Origin of the sequence: Micromonospora sp. DT43, from assembly GCF_049841645.1 — a bacterium.
GTDB lineage: Bacteria > Actinomycetota > Actinomycetes > Mycobacteriales > Micromonosporaceae > Micromonospora.
The window spans coordinates 51529-64525 of record NZ_JBNCKR010000020.1 but is presented as its reverse complement, the minus strand read 5'-3'; the positions used below and the strand labels follow the sequence as shown (position 1 = coordinate 64525).

Genomic DNA, 12997 nt, shown 5'->3' with positions numbered 1-12997 from the left:
TTAGTTGATGAACCGCAGGTCGGAGAACCACTTGGCCGCCAGCGCCATGATGTAGAAGTCGGCCAGCGCGAGGGTGCCGAGGGTGATCCAGGCGAGCTGCATGTGCCGGACGTTCAACGCCGAGACGAACGTCCAGGCCCTGTACCGCACCGGGTGCTTGGAGAAGTGCTTGAGCCGCCCGCCGATGATGTGCCGGCAGGAGTGGCAGGAGATGGTGTACGCCCAGAGCGCCACCACGTTGACCAACAGGATGATGTTGCCCAGCCCGAAGCCGAAGCCCTTCGGCGAGTGGAAGGCGAGAATCGCGTCCCACGTGTTGATCAGCGAGATGATCGCGGCGGCGTAGAAGAAGTAGCGGTGCAGGTTCTGACCGAGCAGCGGGAAGCGGGTCTCGCCGCCGTACTCCTTGTGGCCGTCCGGGACCGCGCAGGCCGGCGGCGACAGCCAGAACGACCTGTAGTACGCCTTGCGGTAGTAGTAGCAGGTGAGCCGGAACAGCAGCAGGAAGGGCAGGGTCAGCGCCGCGTCCGGGATGATCCACCAGCCGGGCAGGAACCGGCCGAAGTGCGAGGCCTCCTCGACACACCGGTCCGTCACGCACGGGGAGTAGAACGGGGTCAGGTAGTGGAACTGGTCCACCCAGTACCACTTGTGCATGAAGACCCGGACCGTCGCGTACGCCACCCAGGCGCTGAGCCCGATCACGGTGATCAGCGGGGCGAACCACCAGCGGTCGGTACGCAACGTCTTCGCCGCGATGGCGGCGCGCGCCCGCGCTCCCCGCGGCCTCGTTGCCGTTGAAGTCATTCGAGTCGTCTCCTCGACGGGCCCGTACGGGCGGGCTGGTCTCTCTCCGGTCGGCACGCGGACCGGCGAACCCGCACCCGCTGCCACGTCATGCGCACACCAACGACCACGCCGGATCGACCGACGCAGCTAAGTGACACACGTTACGCCGATCTCTGCGAGCCGTCCCCGCAAGGGAGTGTCCCGTGTGTCTGGCCTGCGGAAAAGCCCTGTTTCCGGCGTGCGTCGTCGAGATCGTCAGCCGGAGGCGCCACCGGTGAAGTGCCAGGACGCGAGCCGCACCGACGGCGCCGCCCACCAGGTGCCGTCCACCCGGTCCGGTTGACGCACCGCCCGCGAGCCCAGCCCGAGCACCGCACCCGGCCCGAGCGCCCGCGGGTACGACTCGGTGAACCGCAGGTCCCGGACCGCCCGGACGACAGTGCCGTCCTCGATCAGCCAGACCCCGTTGCGGGTCAAGCCGGTGACGACGAGGCTCTTCGGGTCGAGCACCCGCGTGTACCACAGGTCCGTGACCAGCAGCCCGCGTCGTACCCCTGCGACCAGCGCCGCGGTGTCCGTGTCGACCACGGCGCCGGCCGCCGCGCCCGTGGTGCTCCGACCCGTCGCGCTGGCCGGGCCCGCCACCGCAGGAGAGAGCCGCAGGTTACGGGCCATCGGGCCCCAGGTGGCGCCGCCCGCGATCGCGTGCCCGGTGGACTCCGCACCCGCCTCGGCGGCGGTCCGCCTGTCGTGCGCGACCGCTCGCGTGGTGCCCGCCTCGACAAGTGTCACAGCCCGCCGGCTGGTGCCCTCGGCGTCGAACGGCAGACCCGACGCGCCAAGCGGGTCGTCCACCAGGGTCACCTGTCGATCGAACTGGGCCGCACCCGGCTCGGCGAACGACTGCCGTTCGGCGTACCGCTTGCCGTTGAAGCCGAACCAGGAGAGGTTCTGCAACAGGTCGGCCACGGCGGCCGGCTCGAACACCACCTCGTAGCGCCCCGGCGGCAGCTCGACCGGGTCGGCCGCCGCCTGCGCCTTCGCGGCCGCGTGCGCGCCCAGCTCCGCACCGTCGAGGTCGGACAGCCGGTCGACGCAGCGTCGGGCCACCCCGTCCGCGCCGTCGCGCCGCGCGATGCCGTCCATCGCCGCCTCCGCCGAGCGACCGTACGCGGTGTGCCCGGCCGAGTTGGCGAACGCCGACGAGCGGTGCGCGGTGCGGCAGTAACCCGCGGTGGTGAGGCCCCCGGCGGCGGCAACGAACGCGCCGACCCGATCGGCCCGCTGGTCCGGCTCGGCAAAGGCGGTGGCCTCGTCGACGGGCGGTGCGTCCACCGCGGGCGTCGGCGGAGCGAGCCCCGGCCAGCCCGGGTCGGGCGGGCACAGTCGCGCCGCCGCCAGGGTGCGCTCGACAAGCGCGCGCAACCCGTCGGTGGTGACCACGCTGCCGCTGCCGGAGGCCGTCCGCCCGTCGGTGTGCAGCCGCAGCCGGACGCCGACCGTGGACTCGGCGACGTTCTGGTGGATGGCCGAGTTGGCGAACCGGGTCAGCGCCAGGTCGGCCCGGGTCACCACGGCCTCGGCCTGCGCGGCCGGCCCGCCGAGACGCCGGACCAGCTCGATGACCTGCCCGGCCAGCTCCAACTCCGTCATGCCGCCCGTACTCATGCCGACACCCCCACCCGGACGTTGCGGAAGCGGGCCGGCGCGGCCGGGTGGCCGGTGTGCCCGATCTGGCCGGGCTGGCCCTTGCCGCAGTTGGGCGTGCCCCAGGAAACCGTCTCACCGGAGAGCATGTCCATCGAGCGCCAGAAGAGCGGGCCGATCCCGGTGTACGTGGGATTGCGCAGCATCCGCCCACGCCGCCCCTTCTTGATCTCCCAGCCGACCTCGCAGCCGAACTGGAAGTTGAGCCGCTTGTCGTCGATCGACCAGGACCGGTTGAGGTCCATCAGGACGCCGTCGTCGGTGGCCGCGATGATCTCTTCGAGGGTGTGCGGGCCGGGTTCCAGGCCCACGTTCGTCATCCGCACCATCGGCAGCCTGGCCCAACCGTCGGCGCGTACGCTCCCGCCGTAGTCCAGGCCGGCCATCGCTGCCGAGTCCCGGCCGGCGAGCACACCCACCCAGCGGCCGTCGCGCACCGCGTCCCGCTTGACGGCGGGAGAGCCCTCGTCGTCGAAGCCGAAACTGCCCAGCGCGCCGGGGATCGTCGGGTCGATCGTGATGTTCATCAGCTCGGAGCCGTAGCGCAGCGAGCCGAGCTGGGCCAGGTCCAGCCAGGACGTGCCGGCGAAGGCTGCCTCCCAGCCGAGGATCCGGTCCAGTTCGATGGCGTGCCCGACCGACTCGTGGATCTGCAGAGCGAGCTGTTCACCGCCGAGGATCAGATCCGTCTCGCCGGCCGGGCACGGCGGCGCGGTGAGCAGCGCCCGGGACTCCTCGGCGATCTGCGCGGCGTGCGCGGCCAGGTCGAGTGACTCGACCAGCTCCCAGCCTGTGGTGCCGTACTGCCCCCGGTAGCTCGGCCAGGACCGCCGCTGCGTCTCGCCGTCACCGATCGAGGTGGCCGAGATGCCGCCGCCGCACTCGCGGATCCGCTGGTCGATGCGGTGGCCCTCGCTCGACACGAACCACTTCGCGGTGTCCCAGATCTGGTAGAGGCCCTCGGCCAGATCGGCGCCGTGCTCGGCCATCGTGCGGGTGGCGCCGACCAGCAGGTCGCCCTTGTCCGACAGGGGAACCCCGAGCGGGTCGATCTGGCAACCGGAGGCCCAGCTCGCCGTGACCGCCTCGACCGCGACCAGGTCGACCGGGGGGCCCGGCACCCGGGCGCTCGCCATGGCCGTCCGGGTCGCGCGCCGGCCGGCGTCGCGGGCGGCGGCGTCCGACAGATCGGGTACGGCGTGGAAGCCCCAACTCGCGCCGACGAGCGCCCGGACGCCCAGCCCGATGCTCTCGTCCTGGGTGAGCTCCTCGATGTCGCCGTTGCGCGCGGTCATCGACTCGTAGCGGCGGTGCATCACCCGCGCGTCGGCGTACCGCGCTCCCGCGTCGAGGGCGGCCTGGACGGCGGCGGCTGCCGCGTCGAACTCGGTCATGGACCGACCCTAGGCCAGCCGACCGACACCCGTCAGGGGACGAGATCCTCCGGCCGGATCGTGGCCCGCACCGGCTCGGTCAACTCCAGCACCTCGCCGCGCTTCGTCGTAGCCTTTTCCACGTAATGCGCACCCTGCCGCTGGTAAAGGCGCATGGCACCCGTCCCCTGCTCCACCAGCAGGTACCACTCGATACCGGCTGAAGCGTAGTAGTGCATCTTGAGCACCTTGTCGGTGGATGCGTTGCTCGGCGAGATGATCTCGCAGACCAGTCGCACATCAGCTGACTCGATGTTGGGCTCGTCGAGATCGATGGCGTTGGTGACCACGAGATCGGGGATCGGTATTCGGCCTGGTCGGAGCCGGACGTTCACCGCCTCCAGCAGCTCAAGGTCGGCCGCCTCCGCAGCTGCTTCCAGTATGTTGCCGAGCTTGCGGGAGATTCGTTGGTGCCGTGGGGTGGGTCCCGGGGTCACGTGGAGGCTCCAGTCGAAGAGTTCGACGCGATCCCGCGTCTCGCCGAGGGCGAGGAACTCCTCTTCGGTCCACGGACCTTCGTGATCGAAAACCGCCGCGGTCATGGGTCACCTCCACCTCTGCCACGGACATCCTCTGCTGGCTGCTCTCGCCATGGTCGCACTTGAGGTGCGGCCTCGGAATGAATGGGCGTGGATGGGGAGGTGAGGGGTGTTCAGGGCCGATGCCGACTCGTTACGCTCGGGCCCGCTGACACGTGCCGACTTTGTAGCTTATTTTCACCCTCGAAAGTTTGATGTAAGTTCTCTTCGTCACTGAGGGAGGCGGCCGTGGACAGTTCGGATGCCTACCTGCGGGTGCACGACCTGCGGGTCCGGTTCGACACCTCGGACGGCGTCGTGCGCGCGGTCGACGGGGTGTCGTTCGCCGTCGAGCGGGGCCGCACCCTCGGGATCGTCGGCGAGTCCGGCTCCGGCAAGAGCGTCACCTCACTGGCCATCCTCGGGCTGCACGACGCGAAGCGGGCCACGATCACCGGCGAGATCTCCGTCGGTGGGCGGCAGCTGGTCGGCCTGCCCGACGAGGAGGTACGCCGGCTGCGCGGCCGGGACATGGCCATGATCTTCCAGGACCCGCTGTCCGCGCTGCACCCGTACTACAGCATCGGCCGGCAGATCGCCGAGGCGTACCGGGTGCACCACCCGAAGGCCAGTCGGCGCGAGGCCCGCCAACGGGCTGTGGACATGCTGGACCGGGTCGGCATTCCGCAGCCCGCCCGCCGCTTCGACCAGTACCCGCACGAGTTCTCCGGTGGCATGCGCCAACGGGCGATGATCGCGATGTCCCTGGTCAACGACCCCGCGCTGCTGATCGCCGACGAGCCGACCACCGCGCTTGACGTCACAGTGCAGGCGCAGATCCTGGACCTGCTCGCCGACCTGCAGGCCGAGTTCCACTCCGCGATCATCCTGATCACCCACGACCTCGGTGTCGTCGGCCAGGTCGCCGACGAGGTGCTGGTGATGTACGGCGGGCGGGCCGTCGAGCACGGCAGCGTCGAGCAGGTGCTCCGCTCGCCGCAGCATCCGTACACCTGGGGGTTGCTCTCCAGCGTGCCGTCGCTGCACGGCGACGCGGACGCGGACCTGGTGCCCATTCCCGGCAACCCGCCCAGCCTGATCAACCTGCCGACCGGCTGCGCCTTCCACCCGCGCTGCCGCTACGACGACCGCGTCGGCGACCGGTCCCGCACGGAGGTTCCCGAGCTGCGCGCGGCCGGGGCGGAGGGCCACCTGGTGGCCTGCCACCTGAGCGCCGAGGAACGCGCGGCGATCTACGCCGAGAATGTGGCATCCGTGGGGGTGGCCCGATGAGCGACGAACCGCTGCTGCGCGTACGCGGGCTGACCAAGCACTTCCCGGTCCGCCAGGGCCTGCGGGGCACCGGCCTGGTGCGGGCGGTCGACGGGCTCGACTTCGACGTGCGCCCCGGCGAGACGCTCGGCCTGGTGGGGGAGTCCGGCTGCGGCAAGACCACCACCGGCCGGATGCTGGTGCGGCTGTTGGAGCCGACGGCCGGCAGCATCGAGTTCGACGGACGGGACATCACCCACGCCGGTCGACGGGAGCTGCGTCCACTGCGGCAGGAACTTCAGATCATCTTCCAGGACCCGTACGCGTCGTTGAACCCCCGGCACACGGTGGGTCGGATCGTGGCGATGCCGTTGCAGGTCAACGGGATCAAACCGCCGGGCGGAATCAAGGCGCGGGTGCAGGAGCTGCTGGAACTGGTTGGTCTGAACCCGGAGCACTACAACAGGTATCCGCACGAGTTCTCCGGCGGCCAGCGCCAGCGCATCGGTATCGCCCGCGCGCTGGCACTGCGGCCGAAGCTGATCGTCGCGGACGAGCCGGTGTCGGCGCTGGACGTCTCGATCCAGGCGCAGGTCGTCAACCTGCTGCGCGACCTGCAACGGGAGCTGGGCCTGGCGTTCGTGTTCATCGCGCACGACCTGGCCGTGGTCCGGCACTTCTGCCAGCGCGTCGCGGTCATGTACCTGGGGCGGATCGTGGAGATCGGCGACCGGGCCGACATCTACGAGCGCCCGCAGCATCCGTACACCCGAGCTCTGCTCTCGGCGATCCCGGACGTCACGCAGCTCGGCCCGGCGGGCCGGATCCGGCTGACCGGTGACGTGCCCACCCCGCTGGACCCGCCGTCGGGCTGCCGCTTCCGCACCCGGTGCTGGAAGGCACAGGACATCTGCGCCACCGAGAAACCGGCGCTGATCCCCCGCGACGGCGGCAACCAGGCCACCGCGTGTCACTTCCCCGAAGGGGAAGCGGCCAGCACGAGCCCCGAAGGGGAACCAGCCAGCACGAGCCCCGAAGCGGTCAGCACGAGCCCCGAAGGGGAAGCGGCCAGCACGAGCCCCGAAGTCGCGGCCCCGATCATCGAGGAGGTGTCGTCGTGAGCCTGTCCCCGGTGGAGGGTGTGGCGCTGGCCGAGATCGAGTCCGACCCGGACGCGATCACGCCCGCGGCGAAGGGCGTCGTCGGCCGTTCGCCCGGTCAGCTCGCCTGGCTGCGGCTGCGTCGTGACCGGACGGCAGTGGTCAGCGGCGTACTCCTGGTGTTCTTCCTGATCCTGGGGTTGTCCGCCCCGCTGATCGAGATGGTCTACGGGATCGGGCCGCGCGAGCAGTTCCAGAACCTGCTGGACGGCTTCGGTATGCCGCTGGGCTACGCCGGGGGCGTCGCCGGGGACCACTGGTTCGGCCTGGAGCCGAACCTGGGTCGGGACATCTTCATCCGGTTGATCTACGGACTGCGGACGTCGCTGTTCATCGCGTTCGCCGCCGCGCTGATCACCGCCACGATCGGCATCGCGCTCGGCGCGCTCGCCGGCTACCTCGGCGGCTGGCTCGACGCCGTGGTCAACTGGATCACCGATCTGACGCTGGCGATGCCGTTCCTGATCATCGCGCTGGCGCTCACCCCCACGATCACGCTGCGCTTCTACGGCGAGCGGGGGCAGGTGTCGTCCGCCTTCGGGGTGGGCGTGCTGATCGCCGTGTTCGCGATCTTCGGCTGGACCAGCACGGCACGCCTGGTCCGCGGTCAGGTGATCGCGCTACGCGAACGGGAGTTCGTGGAGGCGGCCAAGGCCAGCGGCGCCGGGTTGGGACACATCATCTTCCGGCAACTGCTGCCGAACATCTGGGCGCCGATCCTGGTGTCGTTCTCCCTCGCCGTGCCGCAGTTCATCACCAGCGAGGCCGCGCTGTCGTTCATCGGTGTCGGCCTCAGCGACGAGACGCCCAGCTTCGGCCGGATGATCTACGACAGTCTGGACTTCCTCCAGACCGACCCGGCGTACGTCTTCTTCCCGGGCATCACGATCTTCGCGCTGGTGTTCGCCTTCAACCTCTTCGGCGACGCGTTGCGGGACGCGCTCGACCCGAAGTCGTCCCGGTAGGGGTGGACTCATGTTCCGGTTCCTGATCAAGCGGCTGTTCTCCGCCACGCTGACCCTGTTCGCGGTGAGCGTGCTGACCTTCCTGATGTTCTTCGCCCTGCCACGCGACCCGGTCACCAGCATCTGCTCGAAGAACTGCAACCCGGAGCGCCTGGAGCGGGTCCGCGACGACCTGGGCCTCAACGACCCGCTGATCAGCCAGTACGCCGGTTACATGAAGGGCATCGTCACCGGCCGGGACCTGGGCAGCGCGCAGGGCGGCAGGTGTGACGCGCCCTGCCTCGGCTGGTCGTACGTCTCCAACGAGGCGGTCTCGGACACCATCGGCCGGGTGCTTCCGGTGACGCTGAGCATCGTGATCCCGGCGGCGATCCTCTGGCTGCTGCTCGGGGTGGGACTGGGCATGGTCTCGGCGCTGCGCCGGGGCACCTGGCTGGACCGCCTGGCCATCGGCTTCTCGCTTACCGGCGCGTCGTTGCAGCTCTACTTCGTGGGCGCGGTGCTGCTGCTGGTGTTCGTCTACAACCTGCGGCTGCTGCCGGTGCCCAGCTACACGTCCCTGTTCGACAATCCGGCGAAGTGGGCAAGTGGGCTGGTGCTCGCCTGGGTGGCGCTGGCCTTCCTGTTCTCGGCCATCTACGCCCGGCTGTCGCGGGCACAGATGCTGGAGACGCTGTCCGAGGACTTCGTCCGGACCGCGCGGGCCAAGGGCCTGGCCAAACCCAAGGTGTACGGGCGACACGCGCTGCGCGCGGCGATCACCCCGGTGGTGACGATCGCCGGCCTGGACGTGGGCGGGGCGCTGGGCGGCACGGTGATCACCGAGACGACGTTCGGCATCCAGGGGTTGGGGCGTACGGCGGTGGACGCGGTGCGCTCGGGTGACCTGCCCACCATCATGGCGACCGTGCTGATCGCGGCCGTCTTCGTGGTGCTGGCGAACGTGCTTGTCGACCTGCTCTACGCGGCCATCGACCCGCGGGTCCGGTTGCGCTGACCGGCTCGATGTGAAGCGCGTGGCCGGTGGCGAAATTTATCGACAACTGTTACACAACTCGTAGGTTTTCTTCCTTACGATCCTCGGGACGTCGGCGGTTCTCGCCCCGGCGAAACCGCACGGCACATGGGTGAAGGGGGTACTTCATGCGACTACGCGTGGCGGCTGCCGCAGGCGGCGCAATCGCTCTGGCGGTGACATTGGGTGCGTGCTCGAAGAACACGGGCGAGGGCACCACCGTGGACACCGAACGGCAGCAGACCGGGGTCATCGCGACCGACCCGAAGGACTCACAGGGGCCGGCGGCCGAGGTGAGCGGCGCCGCGAAGGGCGGCACCTTCACCATCATCCGGGAGTCGCCGATCTCCCACCTGGACCCGCAGCGGACGTACTCGTTCGCCGGTCTGATGACCAACCCGCTCTTCGCGCGCTACCTGACCACCTGGAAGGACGACGGCAAGGGCGGCCTGGTCCTGGTGGGCGACCTGGCCGAGACGCCGGGCAAGAACGTCAACAACGACTGCAAGGTCTGGGAATTCACCGTCAAGGACGGGGTGAAGTTCGAGGACGGCCGGCCGATCACCTCCAAGGAGATCGCGTACGGCATCGCCCGCTCCTTCGACCCGGACCTCGCCGGCGGCCCGACCTACATCCAGGAGTGGCTGGCCGACACCCCGCAGTTCGACACCAAGTGGGACTTCAAGAAGAACAAGACGTCGCTGCCGCCCGGCCTCACCACGCCGGACGCCAAGACGCTGCGCTTCGAGTTCGCCAAGCCGCGCTGTGACCTGCCGTTCGCGGTCTCGCTGCCGACCACCGCGCCGCTGCCCGCCGACAAGGACACCGGCGTCGACCTGGACAAGCAGCCGTTCTCGTCCGGCCCGTACAAGGTCGCCAAGAACCAGGTCGGCGTGCAGATCACCCTGGACCGCAACCCCAACTGGGACCCGAAGACCGACCCGGTCCGGCACCAGTACCCCGACCAGTTCGTGTGGAGCTTCGGCCCGACCGCGGACGCCGCCAGCAACCGGGTGATCGCCGACAACGGCGCCGACCAGAGCGCGCTCGCCTTCAACAGCGTGCCCGCCTCGCTTGTCGCGAAGGTCGCCGGGGACGCCTCGCTCAAGGCGCGCACCATCCTCTCCCCGACGCCGAGCGCCAACCAGCTCGTCATCAACAACCAGCGGGTCACCGACCTGAAGGTCCGCCAGGCGCTCAACTACGCCATCGACCGCGAGGGCCTGATCAAGGCGATGGGCGGGCAGACCGTCGCCGCGCCGCTGACCACGCTGATGCCGCCGGCCACCATCGGCTACAAGGCGTACGACGCGTACCCGGCGGGCGCCAACGGCAACGTCGACAAGGCCAAGGAGCTGCTCGGCGGCAAGACGCCGGAGCTGGTCCTCGGTGTCGCCGACAACTCGACCGAGCAGCAGCAGGGCGCCCAGCTCAAGGCCAACCTGGAGCGGGCCGGCTTCAAGATCACGCTGCGGAACATCTCGGACGACGCCAAGCTCGACGAGGTCAAGAAGAAGGACAACCCCTGGGACCTCTACATCGGTAACTGGGCGGCGGACTGGCCGAGCGGGGCGTCGATCCTGCCGGTGCTCTACGACGGCCGCACCATCAAGCCCGAGGGCAACAGCAACCAGTCCTACTTCAACGACCCGACGATCAACGCCGAGATGGACCGCATCCAGGCCATGCCCGCCGCCGACCAGGGCCCGGAGTGGGCCAAGCTCGACGAGCGGATCATGAAGGAGTTCGCGCCTGTGGTGCCGCTCTTCGTCGACGTGGCCTACCACGTGCACGGGTCCAAGGCGGGCGGCGTCCTGATCTCCAGCGTCTTCGGCTACCCGTCGTTCGTCAACGCGTACGTCAAGCAGTAGGTCGCACCGCAGGCCAGAAGGGTCCCCTCCCGACAGCGTCGTCGGGAGGGGACCCTTCTGTCCGTGGTGGCGAGGCGTCCTACCCGGTGGCGGCGGGCGACCAGATCCGCCCGTGTCATGCGGTCGCCGCCGATGCCGGCGTGGCCGTCACGAGGAGATATTCGAGGTCCAGCCGGAAGCGATCGCCATCGACCGCTCCTCGGTCGCCGACGAACGAGCGCAGATCGGCGCGCAGCGCGTCCCACCGACGCTCTGCCGCGAGCCGATCCCGTTCGGCGGCCACGTGCCCGGCGGTGTCGATCAACAGGTTGGTCGCCGCCTCGGCGCTGGAGAAGCTCAGGCCCAGCCGGTGCACGGCCGCCGATGTGATCCTCAGTTCGGCGGCTTCCAGGTACCGTCCGACCAGCTCGCGGTCTCCCCACCGGCTCGGCGGGGCGCCTGCCGCCGGGGGTGGCGGTAGGTAGCCGCCCAGGACCTGGCCCATGGCCGGCAGGAGACTGCCCGGCGTCCACGCAACCAGCAGGACCCGGCCCGACGGGGCGCACACCCGGCCCAGCTCTCGGGCCGCAGCATGGTGGTCGTTCGCGTACATCACCCCGAAGACGGACAGCACCACGTCGGCCGAGTCGTCCGGCAGGGGCAGACAGCTCGCGTCGCCGACCCTCCAGTCGATCGCCAGGCCGTCGTCTGCGGCACGCCGCCGGGCCAACTCCAACAGCGCCGGCTCCAGATCCACCCCGACGGTACGGGCTCCGGCCTGTGCCGCCAGTATCGCCGCGTTGCCCGTACCGGTGGCGACATCGACCACCCGGTCGCCCGGCCCGATCGCGCCAGCTCCGACCACCGCTTCGGCGATCGGCATCAGCCGCCGCGCCATTGCCGGATAGTCCCCGGCCGCCCACGTGGTCACGAACGCACTCATCACGCCTCCCTCATCGCGGAAGGCGCCCTTGATCCGATGTCTCCGGGTGAGCGTGGCGGACCGAGTCCGTCGCAGCGCCTCTCACCTGGGGTATCGCCGACCGTAGATGGTCGGAGTCGGCTCCGGCAGCCCCGCCACCCTGTCCGCAGTGTCGGCAGGCGCCGCGCCGTCGTAGGTGGTAGGTGATGGTGGCCGCGCCGAGCGCGACTCCCCAGAGCACCCAGGGCACGCTGGGAAGGCGCAGGCCCCACCCGTCGTGCAGTTCGAGGTCCCAGAGCATCATCAGCCCGGCCGGGATGAGCACGACGGCGACGAGGGACGCCGGAACGATCGCAAGTGCCGGCGGCACCGGTCTCCCGGCCCTGAACCAGATCCACCGAGGGTAGATTTCGCCCCACCGGCTGACCAGGCCGTGCGTGAGTACGCCACCCAACACCGAGGCTATGGCGCAGCCCAGACCGATCCCGAGCATGCCGTTGGTGTCCTGCATCATCGTGAGAAATTCCCGGCTGACGCCCAGCGGATGCCCGAAGAACCAGGCCACTCTGGTGATCTCGTAGGGCAGTGGCGCCAGGCAGGCGATCACGACGGCCCAACGCCCCCACCGCAGCAGCGCCCGCTGGGACGGTCCGTCGCCGGCCGGTCCGTAGCGACGGCCGCAGTGCTGACATGCCGCACGCCTGCGGCGCTGGTACGCCAGCGTGGCCACGGCCCACAGCAGACCGCCGACGAACAGGATGATCAGGTTGTTGCGGTGCCAATACAGGATGTCACCGATGCCGTCCTGAGGGCCGGGCACGCCGGTGAAGGCGAACACCAGCAGCAGCGGGGCGAACGCCAGCAGAGCGATCAGGGTGTAGTCGGGGATGATCATGGTGAGGCTGGCCGCCACGATCCAGCCAAACGTGATCATCGTCGCCGACTGGCGGCGGGAACCAGCGCCCCGAGCCATCGCCAGCGCGACACCAGCACCGAGCAGGCCGAGCGCCGCCATGAGCGGCGCGCCCACCCCGACTGGGAGGCCCTCCAGAATCGAGCCCGTCTTGTGGTCGTCGTCGATCGGCGCGAACGGGAACCCGTCACCGCCGGCCGTCCAGTACACGCCGAGCATGGCGTACGCCGAAGACCAGCCGGCTGCCGCGTACCCCGACCATGCCGGCCAGCGCTGCCACCACCTGATTTTGCCCTTGAACCCTGGAGACATGTCACTCCCCGCGAGAGCGCGGCGTCCGATCGCCGCTGCCTCACCAGCCTTGGCGATGTCCGGTGTGCGCCACCATCTGCCAACGAGGCGAGATGGAGCACGACTGCCGTGTCGCCCTACGCCGATCGGCATACGGCGATG

At 69.9% G+C, this 12997-nt stretch carries 11 protein-coding genes; 5 read left to right on the top strand and 6 right to left on the bottom strand.

Annotated features, from left to right (window positions below):
* From ACLQ26_RS30915 to ACLQ26_RS30900, 4 genes are all read right to left on the bottom strand, one after another.
* Positions 1–807, bottom strand: coding sequence for a hypothetical protein (locus ACLQ26_RS30915; RefSeq protein ID WP_425747892.1), 807 nt, complete (start codon positions 805–807; stop codon positions 1–3).
* Positions 808–1044: 237 nt separating this feature from the next.
* Positions 1045–2457, bottom strand: a complete 1413-nt coding sequence (locus ACLQ26_RS30910) for a TldD/PmbA family protein (protein ID WP_425747891.1) — start codon at positions 2455–2457, stop codon at positions 1045–1047.
* Positions 2454–3890 (bottom strand): TldD/PmbA family protein, encoded by a 1437-nt coding sequence (locus ACLQ26_RS30905; protein ID WP_425747890.1) that lies wholly within the window; start codon positions 3888–3890, stop codon positions 2454–2456. Before ACLQ26_RS30905 ends, ACLQ26_RS30910 begins: the two co-directional genes overlap by 4 nt.
* Before the next feature lie 32 nt (positions 3891–3922).
* Positions 3923–4471, bottom strand: a complete 549-nt coding sequence (locus tag ACLQ26_RS30900) for a Uma2 family endonuclease (RefSeq protein ID WP_425747889.1) — start codon at positions 4469–4471, stop codon at positions 3923–3925.
* A 225-nt stretch (positions 4472–4696) separates the two neighbouring features.
* Here ACLQ26_RS30900 and ACLQ26_RS30895 point away from each other — a divergent pair, with 225 nt between their 5' ends.
* The 5 genes from ACLQ26_RS30895 (at position 4697) to ACLQ26_RS30875 (ending at position 10730) form a co-directional block, all read left to right on the top strand.
* Entirely contained in the window at positions 4697–5740 is a 1044-nt protein-coding gene (locus ACLQ26_RS30895) for an ABC transporter ATP-binding protein (RefSeq protein WP_425747888.1), read from the top strand.
* Positions 5737–6840: an ABC transporter ATP-binding protein gene (locus tag ACLQ26_RS30890; RefSeq protein WP_425747887.1), complete on the top strand. Its 1104-nt coding sequence runs from the start codon at positions 5737–5739 to the stop codon at positions 6838–6840. The genes ACLQ26_RS30895 and ACLQ26_RS30890 overlap by 4 nt, the downstream gene beginning before the upstream one ends.
* Positions 6837–7844 carry an ABC transporter permease gene (locus ACLQ26_RS30885; protein WP_425747886.1) on the top strand — a complete coding sequence of 336 codons (1008 nt, stop codon included), beginning with the start codon at positions 6837–6839 and terminating at the stop codon, positions 7842–7844. The genes ACLQ26_RS30890 and ACLQ26_RS30885 overlap by 4 nt, the downstream gene beginning before the upstream one ends.
* 10 nt (positions 7845–7854) lie before the next feature.
* Positions 7855–8841, top strand: a complete 987-nt coding sequence (locus ACLQ26_RS30880; RefSeq protein ID WP_425747884.1) for an ABC transporter permease — start codon at positions 7855–7857, stop codon at positions 8839–8841.
* 146 nt (positions 8842–8987) lie between these two features.
* A complete protein-coding gene (locus tag ACLQ26_RS30875) occupies positions 8988–10730 on the top strand; it encodes an ABC transporter substrate-binding protein (protein ID WP_425747883.1) in 1743 nt (580 codons plus the stop codon).
* A 115-nt stretch (positions 10731–10845) separates the two neighbouring features.
* Here ACLQ26_RS30875 and ACLQ26_RS30870 read toward each other — a convergent pair whose 3' ends face one another.
* Positions 10846–11652, bottom strand: a complete 807-nt coding sequence (locus ACLQ26_RS30870) for a class I SAM-dependent methyltransferase (protein ID WP_425747881.1) — start codon at positions 11650–11652, stop codon at positions 10846–10848.
* Between the two features lie 10 nt (positions 11653–11662).
* Entirely contained in the window at positions 11663–12856 is a 1194-nt protein-coding gene (locus ACLQ26_RS30865; RefSeq protein ID WP_425747880.1) for an NYN domain-containing protein, read from the bottom strand.
* Positions 12857–12997 lie beyond the last annotated feature (141 nt).